Origin of the sequence: Tullyiplasma multilocale ATCC 49900 (assembly GCF_000483165.1) — a bacterium.
In the GTDB taxonomy this organism is placed as follows: Bacteria; Bacillota_I; Bacilli_A; order Mycoplasmatales; family Mycoplasmataceae; genus Tullyiplasma; species Tullyiplasma multilocale.
Genome location: NZ_KI519557.1, coordinates 13,673 through 30,971, shown reverse-complemented (window position 1 = coordinate 30,971; position 17,299 = coordinate 13,673). Strand labels below are relative to the sequence as shown.

General features: G+C 32.3%; 15 protein-coding genes and 6 tRNA genes. All 21 read right to left on the bottom strand.

The annotated features are described in order from the left end of the window. Position 1: 1 nt before the first annotated feature. Positions 2 to 1,804, bottom strand: a complete 1,803-nt coding sequence (gene lepA / locus G319_RS0103075; protein ID WP_026389619.1) for a translation elongation factor 4 — start codon at positions 1,802 to 1,804, stop codon at positions 2 to 4. Between the two features lie 23 nt (positions 1,805 to 1,827). Next, positions 1,828 to 2,766 (bottom strand): alpha/beta fold hydrolase, encoded by a 939-nt coding sequence (locus G319_RS09675; RefSeq protein WP_026389618.1) that lies wholly within the window; start codon positions 2,764 to 2,766, stop codon positions 1,828 to 1,830. A gap of 1 nt (position 2,767) precedes the next feature. After that, positions 2,768 to 3,427, bottom strand: coding sequence for a ribonuclease H1 domain-containing protein (locus G319_RS09670; RefSeq protein WP_026389617.1), 660 nt, complete (start codon positions 3,425 to 3,427; stop codon positions 2,768 to 2,770). Positions 3,428 to 3,447: 20 nt separating this feature from the next. Continuing rightward, positions 3,448 to 4,869: a proline--tRNA ligase gene (gene proS, locus G319_RS0103060; RefSeq protein ID WP_026389616.1), complete on the bottom strand. Its 1,422-nt coding sequence runs from the start codon at positions 4,867 to 4,869 to the stop codon at positions 3,448 to 3,450. 4 nt (positions 4,870 to 4,873) lie between these two features. Beyond that, positions 4,874 to 5,512 (bottom strand): hypothetical protein, encoded by a 639-nt coding sequence (locus tag G319_RS09665; RefSeq protein WP_026389615.1) that lies wholly within the window; start codon positions 5,510 to 5,512, stop codon positions 4,874 to 4,876. A gap of 106 nt (positions 5,513 to 5,618) precedes the next feature. Then, a tRNA-Ser gene (locus G319_RS0103050) sits at positions 5,619 to 5,708 on the bottom strand. Positions 5,709 to 5,755: 47 nt separating this feature from the next. Further along, positions 5,756 to 5,986 carry a hypothetical protein gene (locus G319_RS0103045; protein ID WP_026389614.1) on the bottom strand — a complete coding sequence of 77 codons (231 nt, stop codon included), beginning with the start codon at positions 5,984 to 5,986 and terminating at the stop codon, positions 5,756 to 5,758. Further along, positions 5,967 to 7,202, bottom strand: a complete 1,236-nt coding sequence (locus G319_RS09660; RefSeq protein ID WP_026389613.1) for a phosphatase PAP2 family protein — start codon at positions 7,200 to 7,202, stop codon at positions 5,967 to 5,969. Before G319_RS09660 ends, G319_RS0103045 begins: the two co-directional genes overlap by 20 nt. Positions 7,203 to 7,216: 14 nt before the next feature. After that, positions 7,217 to 8,506, bottom strand: a complete 1,290-nt coding sequence (locus tag G319_RS09655; protein ID WP_026389612.1) for a phosphatase PAP2 family protein — start codon at positions 8,504 to 8,506, stop codon at positions 7,217 to 7,219. 8 nt (positions 8,507 to 8,514) lie between these two features. After that, entirely contained in the window at positions 8,515 to 9,081 is a 567-nt protein-coding gene (gene tsaB / locus G319_RS0103030; protein WP_026389611.1) for a tRNA (adenosine(37)-N6)-threonylcarbamoyltransferase complex dimerization subunit type 1 TsaB, read from the bottom strand. Position 9,082: 1 nt separating this feature from the next. Beyond that, the gene (gene tsaE / locus G319_RS0103025) at positions 9,083 to 9,505 is read right to left on the bottom strand and encodes a tRNA (adenosine(37)-N6)-threonylcarbamoyltransferase complex ATPase subunit type 1 TsaE (protein ID WP_026389610.1); all 423 of its coding nucleotides are present in this window, start codon (positions 9,503 to 9,505) and stop codon (positions 9,083 to 9,085) included. 8 nt (positions 9,506 to 9,513) lie between these two features. Further along, positions 9,514 to 10,359 carry a class II aldolase/adducin family protein gene (locus tag G319_RS09650; RefSeq protein WP_026389609.1) on the bottom strand — a complete coding sequence of 282 codons (846 nt, stop codon included), beginning with the start codon at positions 10,357 to 10,359 and terminating at the stop codon, positions 9,514 to 9,516. A gap of 67 nt (positions 10,360 to 10,426) precedes the next feature. Next, on the bottom strand, positions 10,427 to 13,219 hold the full coding sequence (gene mgtA, locus G319_RS0103015) for a magnesium-translocating P-type ATPase (protein WP_026389608.1): 2,793 nt from the start codon (positions 13,217 to 13,219) through the stop codon (positions 10,427 to 10,429). 251 nt (positions 13,220 to 13,470) lie between these two features. Beyond that, positions 13,471 to 15,063, bottom strand: a complete 1,593-nt coding sequence (gene gpmI, locus G319_RS0103010) for a 2,3-bisphosphoglycerate-independent phosphoglycerate mutase (protein WP_026389607.1) — start codon at positions 15,061 to 15,063, stop codon at positions 13,471 to 13,473. A gap of 10 nt (positions 15,064 to 15,073) precedes the next feature. Next, entirely contained in the window at positions 15,074 to 15,901 is an 828-nt protein-coding gene (locus tag G319_RS09645) for a Cof-type HAD-IIB family hydrolase (RefSeq protein ID WP_026389606.1), read from the bottom strand. A 3-nt stretch (positions 15,902 to 15,904) separates the two neighbouring features. Further along, positions 15,905 to 16,651 (bottom strand): triose-phosphate isomerase, encoded by a 747-nt coding sequence (tpiA, locus tag G319_RS0103000; RefSeq protein ID WP_026389605.1) that lies wholly within the window; start codon positions 16,649 to 16,651, stop codon positions 15,905 to 15,907. Positions 16,652 to 16,816: 165 nt separating this feature from the next. Beyond that, positions 16,817 to 16,892, bottom strand: a tRNA-Phe gene (locus tag G319_RS0102995). A gap of 4 nt (positions 16,893 to 16,896) precedes the next feature. Continuing rightward, positions 16,897 to 16,973, bottom strand: a tRNA-Asp gene (locus G319_RS0102990). Positions 16,974 to 16,976: 3 nt separating this feature from the next. Next, a tRNA-Met gene (locus tag G319_RS0102985) sits at positions 16,977 to 17,052 on the bottom strand. A gap of 16 nt (positions 17,053 to 17,068) precedes the next feature. Continuing rightward, positions 17,069 to 17,161 (bottom strand) — tRNA-Ser (locus tag G319_RS0102980). 49 nt (positions 17,162 to 17,210) lie between these two features. Continuing rightward, positions 17,211 to 17,287: transfer RNA gene (locus tag G319_RS0102975), tRNA-Ile, on the bottom strand. Positions 17,288 to 17,299: the final 12 nt, after the last annotated feature.

Below are 17,299 nucleotides of genomic sequence, written 5' to 3'. Positions count from 1 at the left end.
TTTAATCATCTAATTTCAGAACAGCGATGAATGCTTCTTGTGGAACTTCAACAGAACCAATTTCTTTCATTCTTTTTTTACCTTCTTTTTGCTTAGCGAATAATTTTTTCTTACGAGAAATATCTGCAGCATGAAGTTTTCAAATAACGTCTTTACGGTACGCTTTAATTGTTTCACGAGCCAAAATTTTATTACCAATCGCAGCTTGGATTGGTACCTCAAAGTTTTGACGAGGAATTAACTCTTTAAGTTTTTTAGTTAATGCTGATCCACGGTGGTATGCAAATTGTGAATTTACAATCATTGAAAAGGCATCAACCATATCTCCATTTAATAAGATATCCATTTTTACAAGTTTAGATTCTTTGTAACCAATTAGATCATATTCAAATGAAGCATAACCACGAGAAATAGATTTCAGTTTATTGAAGAAGTCAAAAATAATTTCTGCAAGTGGCATATCGTAAACTAATATCATACGTTGATCATCAACATATTCTAAATCTTTATAAATTCCCATTTTAGTTTGACATAAGTTCATCAAATCTCCAACAGATTCTTTCGGAGTTGCAATTCTTACATTTACAAATGGTTCTTCCATTCTCTCAATTTTTTGAGGATCTGGTAATTTAGCAGGGTTGTCAATTTCAATAACTTCCCCATTTGTTAAGAACACTTTGTAAATAACTGATGGTGCTGTAGCAATCAGTTCAAGATTATATTCCCTCTCTAAACGCTCTTGAATAACTTCCATGTGTAATAATCCTAAGAATCCACAACGGAAACCAAACCCTAAAGCTTGAGAAGTCTCAGGTTCATAAACTAGTGATGAATCTGACAATTCAATTTTTTCAAGAGCTTCTTTGAAGTCTTGGTAACGATTAGTATCAATTGGGTAAATTCCACAATAAACCATCGGTTTCATTTTTTTATAACCATCAAGAGCCACTGTTGCAGGATCTGCTACTTTAGTTACAGTATCCCCAACGTTGATATCTTTAATAGTTTTAATCGAAGCAGCAATTCAACCTACTTCTCCAGCCTCAAGATGACCAGTTTTAATAATCTTTGGTGTTTTAACCCCAACTTCAGTGATGTCATATTCAGCACCAGTAGCCATTAAACGGATTTTATCCCCCACTTTTAGACTTCCTTCACGAACTCTAACTGACATAACTACTCCAAGGTACTTGTCATAGTAACTATCGAAAATTAAAGCTCTTAAAGGAGCATCATCAACAGCATCTTTTGGTGCTGGGATTTTAGCTACGATTGCCTCTAAAACATCTTCAACATTTAATCCTGTCTTGGCTGAAATCAAAGGAGCCTCACTACAATCAAGTCCAATAACGTTTTCAATTTCTTCTTTTACGCGATCAACATCAGCACTTGGTAAATCAATTTTATTAATTACTGGAATGATTTCTAAATCGTTATCAATCGCTAAGTAAACATTTGCTAAAGTTTGAGCTTCAATTCCTTGAGTTGCATCAACTACCAGAATAGCTCCTTCACAAGCTGCTAAACTTCTTGAAACTTCATATGTGAAGTCTACGTGTCCAGGAGTATCGATTAGGTGGAAAACATATTTTTCCCCATCTTTTGCTGTGTATTCAAGTTGAACTGAGTTTAACTTAATTGTAATCCCACGTTCTCTTTCAATATCCATTGAGTCTAATAGTTGTTCTTGCATTTCACGCTTTTGAACAGTGTTAGTCATCTCTAAAATACGATCAGCTAAAGTTGATTTACCATGATCAATATGGGCGATAATACTAAAATTTCTAATTTTTGATTTGTCCATTTTTTACTCCTTTTATATTTCTATTAAAAATGATTTTCTTTATTTTCCTTCACGAATTTAAGAATATCTTTTTCTACTTCATGTTTTTCTGGTTCAAATAAAATTTCGTGTCTTAAATTTGGATAAATTGTTAATTCAGAATCATATCCTAGACTTGTAAATTTGTTGTGAACTTTTTCTGGCATTTTACCATAGTTACCAACAGGGTCCCCATCACCAGATGCGATAAGAATAGGTAAATCTTCACGCATCAGTTTCATGTTTTTCTTTTTAGAATTGAATAATAATCCTTTGAACATGTCTTTAAAAGCACTTGTTGTGAAAACTTGCCCACATAATGGGTCTTCAATGAATCAACCTTGTACATCTTCGTCTCTTGATTGTCATTCACTACCATTTGCTGTTGGTGAATCATATTTCTTATTCAAACGTTTGTAACTTAAATTTCAGATAAATTTACTTGGTGTTTTAGCACCTTTGAACATTTGTGCCATTCTTGCAATAAAAATTGAAAGCATCATTAAAGCTTTTGGCTGTTCTGCTGTTCCAGATAAAATTAAACCAGTAATTGATTCTGAATACTTGATAGCATATGTTCTTGCCATAAAGCTACCCATTGAATGTCCCAACATAAACACAGGTAAATCAGGTCATGTTTTTTTAATGTAATTATTTACAACTTTTAAATCATCAACGATTGTATTTCATCCATCGTGTTCAGCAAAGAAAGCAATAGCATGCCCATTTTCATCAAGGTCTGCAGTTCTTCCGTGACCACGGTGTTCATCAGAAACAACAATTATTCCTTTTTTGTTCATCCTTTGAGCAAATTCTATATAACGTTCAGTTTTTTCAGCTGACCCGTGAACTAGTTGAATTACTGCAATCGGTTCTTTCACATCTGTTCATTCAAATGTTGTAAGTTCTTGTCCGTCTATCATTTGTAATTGAAATTGTCTCATATTATTTTTCTCCTTCGAATAAATCAAATGTTGCACTCGCAGCTAACCTGTCAGCAACATCATTATAATAATCTCCACTATGACCTTTTACTCATTCAAAATGAACATTGACCTTTGTAGAAATTTGTTTATAGAACTCTTGATAAGCCTTTGTAGCTTCAAGGTTAGCTTTTCATGTTCCAAGCGCTCATGCAGCAATACCTTGGTAGTCATGATAGAGAGTTAGATATTGAATCTTATTGTCAAAAGCAAATTTCATTGCTTTTTTAGCACCCTCTAATTCGCCAGCAACATTTCTCATTGCAGCTAGTGCAGGATTTTTAAATCTTTGAGAAAATGTATATTCCTTGTTTTGTCAGATGACAATAGCTCCATAAGAATATGTTTGTTCGCTATTGTTATAACTTCCATCTGTATAGGCAGTAGCTGATACCAAATCTTCTAAACCAACAGGCCTAGGACTTGGGGATGGTTTTGCCACAGGAGTTTTAGAAGAACTTGTTCCACTTATTCCTCTAACAAAATCTCAAGCATCCTTGGGATTTGGAAATGATTTATAGACGGCACCTTTAAATCCATCAACTTGTTTTAAACAAGCATCTCAAGTGTCATAAACACCTGTCTTATATCCACGCTTCACAGCATAAAATTTCTTAGCCATCTAAATCACCTCTATTCTAATTAATAGGCTCTTGCAAAGTAAACTTGTTGTTCTGTGTCTTGTCCACAGTTGAAACATTTACCTTTTGTTTGTTCCACAACAAATGGAACACAACGCGAATTTGTTGAAGTTTGTTTTTTAACATCTTCTTCACATTCAATGCGACCACAGAAAGGAACTAACACAAATCCTTGGTTTTCAGCTAATTTAGCTTTGTACTCTTCCATTGTTGAAGCTGTTGAAGTTCTAGCTTCACGGTTTGCTAATGCATGTTCATATAATGATTTATCATAATCAACTAACATTGCTCTTACAGTGCTTTCAACATCAGCTAAAGCTACTTGGATTTTTTCACGTGTATCTCTTCTTGAAATTGTTACTTGGCCATTTTCAAGATCTCTTGGTCCAACCTCAATACGAACTGGAATACCTTTGATTTCAGCTTCTGAAATTTTAAATCCAAATGATTTATCAGTCTTATCGATATCAACTCTCAAATCACTTAATTGTTCTTTGATTGAATTTGCTGCAGATACAACTTCATCAGTTTCCTTAATTTGAATCAATCTAACTTGAACTGGAGAAATTGCTGATGGTAACACCAATCCTGAATCATCTGAGTGAGTCATGATGATTCCTCCAATTAATCTTGTTGATACTCCTCATGATGTTGAGTATGCATGTTCTAATTTACCTTCTCTATTTTGGAATTTAATATCATATACTTTTGAGAAGTTATTCCCAAAGTAATGAGATGTCCCACATTGTAGAGCTTGTCCATCATGCATTAGAGATTCAATTGTATAAGTTTCTTGAGCACCAGCGAATTTTTCTTTTTGAGTTTTTTGACCCATAACAACAGGTAATAATAAAACTTCACGAGCAAATTTTTCATAGATGTTTAAGATTTTTAAAGTTAATTCTTTAGCTTCTTCAGGTGAATTGTGAACTGTATGTCCCTCTTGTCATAAGAATTCTGATGTTCTTAAGAATGGACGTGTAGTTTTTTCTCAACGCATAACGTTTACTCATTGGTTGTAAACTAATGGTAAATCACGGTATGAAGTAACTTCTTTTTGGAAGAAGTTTGCTAACAATACTTCAGAAGTTGGTCTAATGAACAGAGGTTCTTCTAATTTCTTATCACCAACTCTTGTCACAGTTAACACTTCTGGAGCAAATCCATCGATGTGTTCTTTTTCTTTGTTGAATAATGATTCTGGAATTAATAATGGGAAGTAAACATTTTCTACTCCGATTTTTTTAAATTCAGCATCTAATTGTTTTTGCATTAATTCTCAAATTGCAAACCCATATGGTCTAAAAATAGTAGTCCCTTTAACTGGTCCATATTCTACTAATTTAGCATTGATAACAGTATCTGTATATCATTGTGAGAAATCTTGTTCTCTTGGGGTAATTTTGTCTAATTGTTTAGCCATTCTTTTATTCTCCTAATTCTTTCTTTACAAAACCGCTTTCACCTAAATAAAGATCAGTTTCCATATTATTTAATTTTATAATATTTTTAATGTTTTTATAAGATGTTTGGTCTCTAACCATGATTCAACTTATCGCTTCTGGTTGAATATTTTCTGTAATGTTCACTAAGTTAAGTGATTGATCGAAAATTCAGTCCTTTTCAGTTAAGCGACTTAGCACTTTTGGATTAATCCCAATCACTGCAAATTTATCTTCTTTAAAGTTGATATCACTTGCTCATTTTCAAAAGTAACCACGACTTGAGATATCAAACTCTAAATCGATTGATTCATCATGTTGTAAATATGATCACACATAGTAATCTTCATTTTCTAATAACTTGATGTCATTTAAGACTTGAATTCCTGAGTTCAAGATACTCGGGACATTTCTGACATCTGTGTAAAACAATAAGCTTTCTATTTGGTTATTTTTAATGATGTCTAAGACTTTTTTCTTTTCAGACCTATTTGTTAAAAACAAGGTATTTAAGATGTTGTCAAAGTAACCTGTTTGTAATGAGTTTTGCTGTGGTTTTCAAAACGCTAGTTTTCGACAAAACTTTTTAAACTTCTCAACAAACGTTAATTTTTCATCATTCATAAACAACCTCCTTCTTATTGGTTCTAGTATATATAATTATATAATTATTTCCCACCAATAAATATAAAAAGGCCGCTTATTTAAGCAGCCTTTCTTGTTTTTTTACTGGCGGGTTAAAAGAGACTCGAACTCTTGCGCCGGAAACCGACCTATCACCTTAGCAGGGTGACCTCTTCACCAACTTGAGTATTAACCCATAACTTTAATATTATACCTAAAAATTAGGCAAATATTAAAGAGTTTTTAATTAATCATTTTTTTAAAATCATTTATTCATTCTTTTTGTTTTCAATCTTTAAAGGTTTCATTCAGATATTCTAATTGAATTTTATCCTCGTCAATATTGTAAAACTGATTGTTTCTAATCAATCTTCTACGTAATTGTTCTGGTGTTTTTTTACCAATTCTAAATGATCTAACCTTTGCTTTATTACCATGGCGATAGATTACAAATTTAACTTTGTTTTTTTTCAAAGATATATTTAGCTTTACTTTTATTATTCTTAGCCCTTTTATCATGTCATGCAATAATTGCTCGAACGTAACGATTAATAATTGCATTTGCCAATGGGAACATTAATAAGATTAAAGTTGCACTAAATAACATATCTGTCATTCAGTGGAAACGATAAACCACCATTCCAAAAATCATTCCAATCATATAAACGATAGCACCAGCTAATATTGTTCAGAATTTTCAACTTCCCCTTAGTTTGTGATCACGACCAATAAATAAGAATACAGCACCAAAGAATCACATAGCAGAGATAATATGTCCTGATGGGAAATCTCTATTTCATCATTGATCTTTAATAACCCCAACTCCAGTTGGTTTTTGATCAGCTCATAACGGTCAACGTTTAAGGTTTTCTAAAAAGTTGTTTGGTATAAATCAATATTTTCATTGATGTCAGTTATCCATATCAGCTTGACCCATTGGCCCTTCTAAAATAACTTGTTTAACATCTACTCCAAGTCCGATTAATTGTTGTGTATACTGACCATATACTATATTCCCATTTTCATCTAGGTAACCAAATAGGTCATTAAATTTAACACTGTAGTAATAAGGTCTTCCAAAGCTGTGTTTTCCAATAAACTCAATAATATAAGCTAGGAAACCAACCAATAACATCTTAAGAGCCGCAATCCAATATTCAGATTGGATAATGTCATTTTTCTTACTAAAGTTTAATCTAAAGTAAAACATTGATATTATCCCCACGGTTGTAAATATACCGGTGTGAACTAGAATTATTAATCGACGAGAATAATATGATTCAAGTGTTTTTCAGTTAGCATCGCCTCATAAAGGATCAACTTTAAAACGAGCTAGAAATGCTGCAATGAACCCTCCCGCAATCATTAGCACCATAATTACATATGGCACTCACTTAACTCACTGGTTTCGTTCAAAGAACATTTTTTCTTTACTTTTCATAACAGCAAATAACGTTTCACACATGATTGATAGGAAAATCAATACCATGAATATTCATGCAGCATTACCTCCAACACTGAAAAATAGTGCGAAATATTTACCACCCGTTGTTTCCATTCCTTGAGTCAAGAAATCACTGATTTCCATATCAAAGAAAGTCGTCACTATAAATCCGATCCCTAAAACCGAAATTAATGTTATTCAAATTATTTTTAAAATTTTGAAATTTTTATCTTTACTATACAGCATCGATAACACCTCTTCTATATGTTGATATTAAGCTTTCTCTTTGTTTGATATTTATCAAATTTACGATCGAAAGTTTTTTGGTTAGCGTAAGTTTTTAATATTCACTCTTTTTTATAGTGAACAACATAAACTTTAATACTTTTGCCTTCTTTTAAGATAAAAGTCTTATTTTCTATATTTCTTTTAGCATTAAATTTAACAATGATTTTTCGTGTCATTCTTTCAGTGAACACCGAAGCAATTGGTAAGAACACAATTGAAAACATCATTGCAAACGTTGTATCTGTTAATCAATGAAATCTAAACACTATTAGTGAGAAATTCATTGATAGTAAATGAATGAATCAAATGGCAGCAAAAATTTTAACACCCTTATGATTGTTTGTAGTTTTATGTTTTCCCACAAAGAAAAACATCAATGCTAAAATTGCAAAAGTTGAAATAGTATGTCCTGATGGGAAATCACCATCAGTTCAACCTGCTGGAGCATTATTGATATCTGACCCATTGAAAATTCTTCATGGTAATCAGTATTTAAGATTTTCCAATCAGTTACCATTTATTTCATATCATTCCTTGTAATCAGCTTGATTAAACGGACCTTGGTCAATCAATGATGGATCAACTCCAAGTTCCATAGCTTTATCTCTTATAACATCATCAAAAACAACACTATAAAAATAAGGTCTTCCAAATGATTGTTTGAAAATGAAGATCATAATATATCCAAAACCGATAAATATTAAAACCTTTAAACTATCTACTCAATATTCGCCAGTTAAAACATCTTTTCTTTTTGAAAATTTAAATCTCAAAAAGTAGAAAACGCTCATCATAATAATTGATTCAACAATAAATAAAAATATTCTGGCTGTCATTCTAGGGACATATGTATCAACTAACTTAGAATCAAATCCTTGTCCTCATCCGTCATCCATGAATCTCATAGCTAAAATTCAGTAAATATTAATCGCTAATCAAATAGTTAATCAAATACCATAAACTGTGTAAACAGCTCACCTTTTGCCTTGTGCTCATTTAGTTTTTTTGGTTTTATGGTAAAAGACAAACGACTCAAACATCACAAAAAGGATAATCACAATAACTATGATCATTTGTGATTTACCCATCTCATCTCATAAAGCCACTCATCATCTAACAATTGGATAATCCATGCCCTGTGTGAATCATTCTTGAATTTCAAAATCATAAAAAGTTGCAGCAATAAATGCTGCAAAAGCTACAACGAAAAAAGAAATCATTGAGATTAATATTCAATTTTTCTTTTCTCTTTTAAAATCCATTGTGCCTCCTATATAAAACTTTTTACATATAAAGGAAGTAAATCATTAACATCCTCTATTTTTTCAAACATATCCTTTGTGATTAAGAAATTATCTTCAAAATCGATTTCTTCATAATCCTTAACAATTTTGTAGTTAGAATATTCATTTTTTAAATCTTCAATTTCGTCAAGTGGAATAACATACTCTTCAACTTGTGAAATTCCATCTTTATAAATTCCGATGTAATTCTTATTACCACGAGCATCGAACATAGAAATAGTTTTCCCCATTCCAGCTTGGAACTTTAAAGAATTCATTATAAAAACATCATAATTGCTATTTAAAGTTTTAAGTGTTTTAGCAATCCCTAAACCTATTCTAACCCCAGTATAGCTTCCAGGACCAGTTGTTACGTAAATATTTAAAATTTCTTTTATTGTTAAACTATTTTTGTTTAAAAATTCTCTTAAGTCATCAATTGCTATTTCAGATATTTTTTTAGTATCAGGTCTAATGAAAGAATCGATAATTTTGCCATCTTGTTCAAGAAGGTAAATAAGATTCCAATTTGTTGTGTCAATAAATAAATTCATATTACTTTCTTTCTATGACAAATTTCCTTTTGTCCTCGTCAATTATTTTGATGTCAATTTTTATTCACTCATAATCATCTAATGGTAGATCCATATTTTCATATCACTCAACAATATTTAGTGAATCTTCAAATTCATCTAAATACATATCAATTTCCGAATCATTACTTAATCTATAAGCATCAACATGATTAATATTTTTTTCATCTGTTTGATATTGGTTCATTATCACAAAAGTGGGAGAAGAAACACGGTCTGTAACTCCAAGTTCTAAAAGTAATTGTTTTGTGAATGTTGTCTTACCAGCACCCAAATCACCATTTAGTAATAGATAAAAAGCCTCATCAATACTTGAAAGTTCTTGTGCTAATTCTCGAGCAAAGTTTTTTGTATCTTCTAGGTTATTAATAATAATTTCTTTCATATTTTCTCCTAGTCGTGTTTAGGTTTTCTACCAGCATTTAAAACTTCTTCGTTATATTTGATTCCTACAACTTCTTCTTGCATTTCAAAAAATTCAGGTTTATTAGATCAAGGTTCTTTTTGAACTTTCATAGCCATGTTTCCGGCTTTATCCATAATTTCAATGTAACTTATAGAATCATCAAAAGATTTTGTAGCTACCATTATTCCGTGTTTTCTTCAAACAACAACATCTGTTTCTTTAAATTTTTCAGAAATGATAGTACGGTCTTCAACAGTTGCTGTATTTTCAACCATTCTAATACCTTGTGGGATTCAATTAGAAATATGAGGCATTGCATCTCATAGTTCATATGAAAATTTAAATTCATCTTCAGTGTGATCTGTCATAGTTTTCATTGTTAAATAAGTTGGATGGCAGTGAACTAAAATTCTGTGTTTTTTATCCCTTTCAATGATATTGTTGTGAGATAATAAGTGCATGTTTAAATAGTTAGTTGGAGTTGCTCCATCTTGGAAACCTCATAAAATTTTGTAACCGTCACCTTTGAAGTTCATTTTAATAACACCCATCATTCTGTGGCATTTAAATTTAAACTTATTGATGTTACGTAAAGGGATGTTTTTCCCAGTTACTAGGATATATTGTTCACTTAAATTCGGTACAGCAATATCTAACTTATATTCAGTTGGGTTGAAGTAATCTTCAAAGTATGGATAAATATCTTCTTTATCTAAAAGAGCTGTAATGCTCCCACTATTTCCTTCCAATCAACCTTTTTTTGCAATGTGGTCTACAGCATCAAAAAAGTAGTAGAAAGGTGTCGAATTTTTAATGTTGCTATTAAGTCTCATATGAACCCCCTATTTTTATAATTATAAATCAAAAAAGAGTAAGGTATAAACCTTACTCCCTTTTTTATTAAAGTCATCTGTGGAAAACTTTTTTGTATAACACTTTGACTCCTTGAGCCACAAATAGATATCCAACTAAGATTGCTAAGGCAACTGGTATGAATGTTCATGCCGGTTGTTTCATTGCCAATATTCCTGAATATGGAATTATGAATGCAATTGCTAAAATAGCTACTGAAATCACATAAACAGGTCATGGTGATCTTGATTGAATGAATGGTATTTTTTCAGTTCTCAGTACGTGCACAACCAATGCTTGTGAAGCTAATCCAATGATGAATCATGACGCATGGAATTGAGCCATGAATCCATCAGCTAGGACTTTGTTACCAGCATCCATTGCTGCATTGTAATCCCCAATTAGACCAAATGCATAACCAGCGATTACGAATGTTAAGATATCAAATATTGATGAAACTGGACCGTTAAATAATGTGAATGGGACCAGATCTTTAGCATTCCAACGCTGTGGTTTAGCTAAGAAACTCTCATCAACTGTATCAATTGCGATTGCAAATTGTGAGAAATCATAAATTAAGTTTTGGAATAAAATTTGAACCGGCAACATTGGTAAGAATGGTAAGAATGCACTTGCTGCAATCATTGACAATGTATTACCGAAGTTTGATGATGTTGTAATTTTAATATATTTTAGAATATTTCCAAAGATTGTACGTCCTTGAATGATTCCTTTTTCTAAAACTAATAATGATTTTTCTAAAAGAATAATATCTGAAGCATCTTTTGCAATATCAGTTGCGTTATTAACTGATATTGCGACATCAGATTGTCTTAATACTGGAGCATCATTAATTCCATCTCCCATGTATCCAACAACATGATCGTTTTGTTTTAATACTTGAATAATTTTAACTTTTTGTAATGGGTTCAACTTAACAAAGATATTGTTTTGTTCAACCATTTTTTTAAGTTCATGTTCGCTTGCGTTTTCAATTTGTTCACCTGATACTAAACCTTTAATATCTAAGTTAACCATTTTACATACATCACGAGTAACTTGTTCATTATCCCCTGTTAAGATTTTTAAATCCACTCCATATTTTTTAAGTAGTTTAATCATCTTTGTTGTTGAAGGTTTTGGAGTATCTAAGAATGAAGCGAACCCAAAGAAAGTTAATTCATCTTCATCTTTAACTTTAAATCTAGTTTGATTGTTTTCAATTTTCTTGTAAGCAACACCCAATACTCTTTTACCTTGTTCGTTAACTGACTCAAAATGAGCAATTATCTGACGTTTAATTGATTCTGACATGTTCACAACTTTACCTTGGTGGTAAACCTTTGTACATGCTTTTAAAATCTCTTCTACAGACCCTTTAGTAACCATCATTCTTCCATCATCTTCTGAATCGAAAACAATAGTTAATTTACGACGGTTAAAGTCAAAAGGAATTTCATCAATCTTTTTGAATTCATCGTGAGTTTGATAGTTAATGTTTTTAGTTTGTACATAATCAATAATCGCTTTATCCATTGGATTTTTTAATCCTGTTTGGAAGTAACTATTCATGTATAAGAATTTCAATAGACGTTCATCAGCTTTTTTATCTACAGTTGTAAAATCAATTAGCTCAATTTTGTCGTTTGTTAATGTTCCTGTTTTATCAGTACATAAAACATCAATTGCTCCAAGTGATTGAATTGCATCAAGTTGTTTAACAACAACTTTTTGTTTTGACATTCTAGCAGCTCCATTTGCTAAGTTTGTTGTAACAATCATTGGCAACATTTCTGGTGTTAAACCAACAGCTACTGCAATTGCAAAGAAAATCGCTTGGAATCAAGGACTTTCTCTTCAGTTAGTAAAATCTGTTCCATGAGCAGCTCCAACTCCAGCATTAATTAAGTAAACAATCGGTACCATTACTAACATAAATAATAATAATACACGAGTAACTTTTTTAACCCCTGTTGAAAAACTCCCCTCTGGACGTTTTTCCATGATTGCTTTACTAATTGTTGAGAAGTAAGTACTATTTGCTGTTGTGATAACAACAGCTAATGCACTTCCAGAAACTACAGAAGTTCCTGTATAACAAATATTTTCTAAATCTAAAATATTGTCTGTTTTTCTCATGTTTCTAGCATGTTTTTCAACTGGTAAAGATTCACCAGTTAATGATGATTGGTTAATAAATAAATCATTTGATTGAATAATTCTAACATCTGCTGGAACCATATCCCCAGATGATAGATATATTAAATCACCAGGCACTAATAAAGAAACATCAATTTCTTCTCCCAATTTCATTAAACCTAATTGGTTATTTTTATTAATTCTTAGGTAATCTATTAAATCATCATCATTTTTATGACGAATGATGTTTGTAGTACTTTTAACAATTGATCCAATTTTTTTAGAAACCATAAAACTTCTAAGTGATTGAGCAAATGAAACAGTACCACTAATAACTACCATTGCTAATACGATAATAGCTCCTACTAAATCGAAAGAATCAGCATCTCCCGCACCAAAAGAACTTGTAAAGTAACTTACAAAGTAATACGCACAAATTGCAATTAAGATTAAGTTGAATGGACCAAAATAGGCACTCCCAATTTCTCTTAATCAGTTGAATTTATTTTTCTTTAATTCATTTTTACCAAATTTTTTCAGTCTTTCTTCATACTCATCATTTGTAAGACCAAATTGTTTGATATCTAATTCATGTAATACTTGTTCTTGTTTTAGTGTTGAAACTTCTTTATACATTGCTTCATTACTAAAGTTACTTTTCTTTTGTTTAGATGGAGTTTTTTTGAATTTTGTTATTCTCATATTTCTCTCCTTTTGTGGATTGAACTATGTTAAAAATTAGTTACTTAAAAAAGTGACATAATTCATAGCATAGTTTAATCTTGTATTTTTGTATCCGGACTCGGGACTATCTTCTAAAGGTAAGGGACTCGTTGCCATAAATTATCACCACTTTCTTTCTTCATTATAAAAATTATAACCTTTTTGAAGTCTATAAAACAACCCTTAAAGGTTATTTAAAAAATAAAAAACCGAGTTTCCTCGGTTTGATATTATTTTTTAATCATTGATGCTTGAGTCATTTCAGCAGGAATTTCAATTCCCATGATATCTAAGATAGTTGGAGCAACTTTAGCAATTGCTGCATCTTCTTCGATTAATTCAACTGATTTATCAGTAACGATGATTGGTACGTAAGATGTAGTGTGTTTTTTGTTTGGTCCACCATTTTCATCTAACATAATTTCTGCGTTTCCGTGATCAGCTGTAATAACCATAACTCCGTTATGTTTTAATACAAATTCATCATGGATACGTTTTAATTGACCATCTAATACTTTAACAGCTTCAACAGTAGCATCATTGTTTCCTGTATGTCCAACCATGTCACAGTTAGCGAAGTTAAGAACAATTAAGTCGAATTCGTCTTTAGCAACTTCTTCTAATAATTTATCTGTAATTTCAACAGCTGACATTTCTGGTTTTAAATCATAAGTAGCAACTTTTGGTGAGTTAATTAAATCAATTGAAGCTCCTGGTAAAGTAACTTCTTCTTGAGTAGCTAATCCATTTTTAAAGTAATCATTTCCACCATCAAAGAAGAAAGTAACGTGAGCAATTTTTTCAGTTTCAGCAATACGTAATTGACGTAATCCTAATGAAGAAACATATTGTCCTAATGTATTTTCTAATGGGTGTGGTGGATAAGCGATAAATGGTGAAGTAACTGAATCTGCATATTTCATTGTTGAGATAAATCTAATTGAATCTCCAATGAAAGGAATTCCAGCAAATGCTTCATCACTTCATGCTGCATAATCATGATTTGTCATAACTGATGCCATTTGGATAGCTCTATCAGGACGGAAGTTTGTAAAGATCATTGAATCTCCAGCTTTTAAGTTTCCATCAATATCATTTGCATTGAAGGCAGGTTCAATCATTTCATCATCTTTTCCTAAAGCATATTGTGATTCAACGTATGCGATTGGGTCTGTGAATGATCCGATGTTTTCACGAGTAATGATAGCTTTGTAGGCTTCAGCACTTCTTTCCATTCTTTTATCACGGTCCATTGCGAAGTAACGTCCATTAATTGAAGAAATAACTCCAACATTTCCATTTTCAGCAATAACTTTTAATAAAGTTTCAATGTATCCTTTAACAACAGTTGGAGCTGTATCTCTACCATCTGTAATTAAGTCAAATTTAATGTTTGTAACTCCATAAGCCACAGCTGCTTTATAGATAGCGATCATGTGGTCCATGTGAGCGTGAACTCCACCATCTGAGAATAATCCCATTAAGTGAACTGCACTATTGTTTTTGATTGAGTTTTCAAATGCTGCTACAAATTCTTCATTTTTAGCAATATCATTTGTTTTTACTTCTTTGTTTAATTTAGCTAATGATTCAAAGTTAATTCTTCCTGCTCCTAAGTGGATGTGTCCAACTTCTGAGTTTCCCATTTGACCATCAGGTAATCCAACTCATTCTCCAGATGCGTGAGCTTTAACTCATGGGTATGTAGAAGTCATTTCTTTTACAAATTCCATGTTTGCGTTAGCAACAGCATTTCCAGCTCCTGCTTCTTCAATTCCTCATCCATCTAAAATAGTTAAGATAACTGGTTTTTTTACGTTCATATTAATTCTCCTATTTTAAAATATATTTTTCTACGATTGCTTTTACTGCTGCATCATCAGAATTAATATCGATGTATACATCAGCTGCATCTTTGATTGGTTGCACTGAATTTTTCATAGCAACTCCAACCCCGGCATGTTTGATCATATCTAAATCATTCATACCGTCTCCAACTGCCATAATGTTTTCCACTGGAACATTCAGATATTTACTAAATCAATTGATAGCAAATTTTTTGTTAATTCCAGGTGCATTAATTTCTCCAATGATTTCATCATTTGAAGCAATATTTAGGTTAGTTGTTTCTCTCAATTCTTGAATAAATCCAGGTTTAGCATTTAAAGTTAATAACTTAAAGAATTTGAATTCAAAATTTTCTTTCACTTCTTCATATTGAATGTAATCTCCATGGAAGAATTGGTTTTCTTGGTTATAGATTTCTCCATCACCAATTTCATCTGTTGCATTTACAACAACATCATTCAAGTTATCAACATAACCTCAAATAACTGTTCCTGCAAATTCAGGTTTTTTGGCTAATTCGAATACTTGTTTAGCTGTTTCAGAATCAATTGGATTTGATGCTAAAACCTTTTTATTTTTTAAATCATAAATGCATGCTCCATTGCATGCACCCATAATTGAATGATCTTTAACTAGTCCGTGTCCTTCAATATTATTAAATTTTGCAAGGGCTGGTCTACCTGTAACAAAAGCAAGATGTACACCTTGCTCCATTACTTGTTTTAAAGGTTCGATATTTTCTTCAACAATAGTTCCCATTTTATAGTAACTAGTTCCGTCCATATCTAATACTAAAAGTTTAATATCGTTCATTAATTATTTGTTGTAGTTTACTAAAGCTAAGTAATCGTCTGATAATAATGATGCTCCACCAACTAAAGCTCCATCAATGTTTGGCATTTCCATTAATTCTTTAATGTTTCCAGGTTTAACTGATCCACCATATTGAATTGAAATTTCATCAGCTGTTGCTTGATCGTAAATTGCAGCTAAGTTTTCTCTAATTGCTTTACATACTACTTCAGCATCTTCACTAGTTGCAGTTTTACCTGTTCCAATAGCTCAAATTGGTTCATAAGCGATGATTGTTTTAACAGCATCTTCTTTTGAAATTCCTTCGTATGCTTTTTCAATTTGATTGTTTACGAATGAAATTGTGTTTCCTGCTTCTTTAGTTTCTAAAGTTTCTCCACAACATACTAATGGTGTCATACCAGCAGCTAAGATAGCTTTTGATTTAGCGTTAACAGTTGCGTCAGTTTCTCCAAACATTTCTCTTCTTTCTGAGTGACCGATAATTACGTATTCAACTCCGATTTCTTTTAACATTTCGATTGAAACTTCACCTGTGAATGCTCCATTTGCTTCAAAGTGAACGTTTTGTGCAGCAATTTTAACGTTTTTAGCGTTTTTAATCCCTGTAGCTAAAGCTGTAAAAGGTAATCCTAATCCAGCAACAACTTCAGTGTTGTTAGCTTGTGCATCTACTACTGATAAAAATTCTTCAACAGCAGCGTTTGTACCGTTCATTTTTCAGTTTCCAAAAATAACTTTTTTTCTCATAATTTTAATTCCTCTCATCATATGTGATTTCCATATAATTATATAACTAATATCTAGGTTTTATAAGGGTTTAGACGTAAAAAAAGCAAGTCTTTGGACTTGCTTAAATATTTGTATTTGGCGAAAAAAAAGTAGCATAAGCTACAATAAGTTTTAATTTTCGAATGGTGGTCGTGGACGGAGTTGAACCGCCGACACGCAGAGCTTCAATCTGCTGCTCTACCAACTGAGCTACACGACCGTAATGGCGACCCCAACGAGACTCGAACTCGTGATCTCCTCCGTGACAGGGAGGCGCGATAACCAACTTCGCTATGGGGCCAAATGGTTGCGGGGACAGGACTTGAACCTGCGACCTTCGGGTTATGAGCCCGACGAGCTACCAACTGCTCCACCCCGCGTACCTTTGTTTTTAAATGGCGGAAGATGAGGGATTCGAACCCCCGCTCGGGTTTCCCCGACTCCCGGTTTTCAAGACCGGTCCCTTCAGCCAGACTTGGGTAATCTTCCGTGTCTGTATATCTGGCTATTTCATCCACCAACTTGTTGTTGTCAATAGTGGTGGACCTTATTGGACTTGAACCAATGACCGTCCGGTTATGAGCCGGATGCTCTAACCAACTGAGCTAAAGGTCCAATAATAATTAA